Source organism: Pseudomonas sp. 58 R 3 (assembly GCF_900006605.1).
Taxonomy (GTDB): Bacteria; Pseudomonadota; Gammaproteobacteria; order Pseudomonadales; family Pseudomonadaceae; genus Aquipseudomonas; species Aquipseudomonas salomonii.
In genome coordinates, this window is sequence record NZ_CVTT01000019.1 from 1 (window position 1) to 2,284 (window position 2,284).

A 2,284-nucleotide genomic window follows, 5' to 3' on the forward strand; every position below is an offset into this window, starting at 1 on the left:
ACTTGGAAATATTGGAACGGGCTCTGCGTGATGAGGTAAGCCATCAAGCGCAGAGCTTAAGGTAAATTTGTGGGGATCCCTCAGGGTCTGACCCCTATTTTCGTTTGACGGAGGGAAATAGGGGGCCGATCCTAGAGGAAAAAGTGGACGGATTTGTTTTAAGGAAAAAGAGAGCGGATTTATTTAAATTTCGAGTTATTTTTTACTTAAATAAACTGTCCCGTTTTCGCCTTCAGATATAATTCTTGCGGCCCAGGGTCCGCTCTCTCGTCATACCCGAGAAAAGGAGTTGAGTAATGCATTCCATACCGTTAGAGCATGCGAAGCAAAATTTAGTTTTCTACGTGGCTCAGGATTTGGACCAGTCTATTAGATCTAATGTGCTACAGCTTGTTAATGAAGTCGCGGCGTCAAGAATATGGAGCGTCACTTCTCCAACCTTTATTGACAAGATTGACGAAAGCGGCGCGGAAGTAGTAGGTGGGGTGTTGGAGATTTATTCAGCTTTGCAGCCAAACATACTCCCTATCGATATAGACTTAAAAAACTTAGAGGACGTAGAGGCGCTGATAAGTGCCGTAAAAAAACTATCTGAAAAAGAAAATATTTCCTTTGAGTTTGAGTTAGATACTATTTTTGTTGGCGCTATTGATGATGGTGTTATTGACCGAGTCTTGCTGGATGGTTTGCTTGTGTCGTGGCGTAATCACATTAAAGGTAATCGTTGATTTGGTGCAAACGCCACTGGGTCCGTTATAGATGACTGGGGCAAAGGATAGTGTGCGGAAGTAGGGGGGTTAATGTGTTTTGCAAAGACATTTAATGGAATTAAGAAGAAAGCAGTGACCGTGAACAGTGGAGTTACTAGGTGGCTGACTAGGAGTTGATATGAAATATTATTTACTGCGTCAGGATCTTTCTGTCTCCGAAAAGTGGGTGCTCGGCGATGTGAGGCATGTGGATAATTGGAACTTTAGTAATCCACCCCTTAATTTCATGGAGCCTGGCAGATATACGCTCGATGTCAGGTTCGACGGCGTTGAAATTGATTATTCTCTAGCGGGCTACGCGAGTGTTCCTGTTCTGAGTGAGAGAGCTCGAAATTCACTCATAGGTTTGTCTGAAGTCGATCAACCTTATCAAAATGTGGTCTTCGAGCCCGTTGATATCGAAGGGAAACACGTTTCGCAAAATTATTTTCTAATGATCATAGAAACACAAATAGATTGTGTAGATGAAGAGTCTTCAAGGTTTACAAAGTTTTCAGTGAATGATCCTGTGCGCCCAGACATGGCTGGTCAATACCGCGCGTTTTATAATTTGGCCATAGATGAGTCAAAAGTAGGTGCTTATCATATTTTTAGGATTAAAAAATATTTGGGTGCGATTGTAGTGAGCGAAGATGTGAAACGTCGATTTGAGGCAGCAGGAGTGGTGGGGGCGGTATTTGAGTCGGTTAGTGGCGATAAGGTTACTGTTGCATAAAGAAAATCAGAAGAGCAAAAAATAGGCGTCAGACAAAAGGAAAAGAGGACGGATTTATTTAGTTTTCCGAGTGCTTTGTTAATTAAATAAATCTGTCCCTTTTCCGCCCTTTTCACGCCAAAGTTGCATAGGCAACAGGCCACTTTTACTGCCCAAGCGTGGCCCGCACCTATTCACTGCCTCACCGTTAACAGGGCAACTCGTCAGCCGCCCTGTCGTGGTCAGTTGACGCTGTTAAGCCTGCGAATAATGACATCCAGCAAATCACACCCATCCCGCAGCGGTATAGCCAGTAGTTGGGCGAAGTCTTGAAGCACCACAGCATCGCTGCTGAGCTGTTCGCGGAAGGCCAGGTTTTCCAATAGTTGGGTGACGGCGCGAATCCGGTACGCGGCGGCGTCGTGGAGCACGTCGAGGGGCGCGCTGGTGTCGATAAGCAGAGCGGGGACGGTGCAGTCGTGGCCCGTTAGGGGCATGTATTGGTTCATGGTGAAACCTCGGTCAGTAGAGTGAAGCTGTCACCTCTCGTCGCCAAACGAATGGGTGACAGCTGTACGCAGGTTGGCGAACCGGGACCGAGTTCCGGCAGACCCGAAGGTCTCCCGCGCACAGCTGCCATAAAGCAGCGATGCGGGTACGGAAGCCCCTGCAAGCAAGCAGAAAGCTTTCGCATACGGTCAACGGATCGCCAAATCCGATCGCCCTTGTTGGGCGACGGGCCGGACTATAAGCCCCCCACCCAAACCCACGCAAGGCACCAACGCCCTGACTCAACCCCTTTTCGCCTATCCCCAACCCC

3 protein-coding genes are annotated in these 2,284 nt (G+C 47.5%); 2 read left to right on the top strand and 1 reads right to left on the bottom strand.

Annotation, left to right across the window (positions count from 1 at the left end; genetic code table 11):
* The first annotated feature begins 296 nt into the window (after positions 1 to 296).
* Positions 297 to 728: a hypothetical protein gene (locus BFP92_RS01955; protein WP_065911393.1), complete on the top strand. Its 432-nt coding sequence runs from the start codon at positions 297 to 299 to the stop codon at positions 726 to 728.
* A gap of 160 nt (positions 729 to 888) precedes the next feature.
* The gene (locus BFP92_RS01960; RefSeq protein ID WP_065911395.1) at positions 889 to 1,485 is read left to right on the top strand and encodes an imm11 family protein; all 597 of its coding nucleotides are present in this window, start codon (positions 889 to 891) and stop codon (positions 1,483 to 1,485) included.
* 221 nt (positions 1,486 to 1,706) lie between these two features.
* On the opposite strand, the gene BFP92_RS01965 is transcribed toward BFP92_RS01960, so the two are convergent.
* Positions 1,707 to 1,961 (bottom strand): hypothetical protein, encoded by a 255-nt coding sequence (locus BFP92_RS01965; protein WP_017136667.1) that lies wholly within the window; start codon positions 1,959 to 1,961, stop codon positions 1,707 to 1,709.
* Between the last annotated feature and the right edge of the window lie 323 nt (positions 1,962 to 2,284).

What these genes read in the sequence shown, in the direction of transcription:
- BFP92_RS01960 (WP_065911395.1), top strand. Translation starts at nt 889, where the DNA reads ATGAAATATTATTTACTGCGTCAGGATCTTTCTGTCTCCGAAAAGTGG.
- BFP92_RS01965 (WP_017136667.1), bottom strand. Translation starts at nt 1,961, where the DNA reads ATGCCCCTAACGGGCCACGACTGCACCGTCCCCGCTCTGCTTATCGAC.
- BFP92_RS01955 (WP_065911393.1), top strand. Translation starts at nt 297, where the DNA reads ATGCATTCCATACCGTTAGAGCATGCGAAGCAAAATTTAGTTTTCTAC.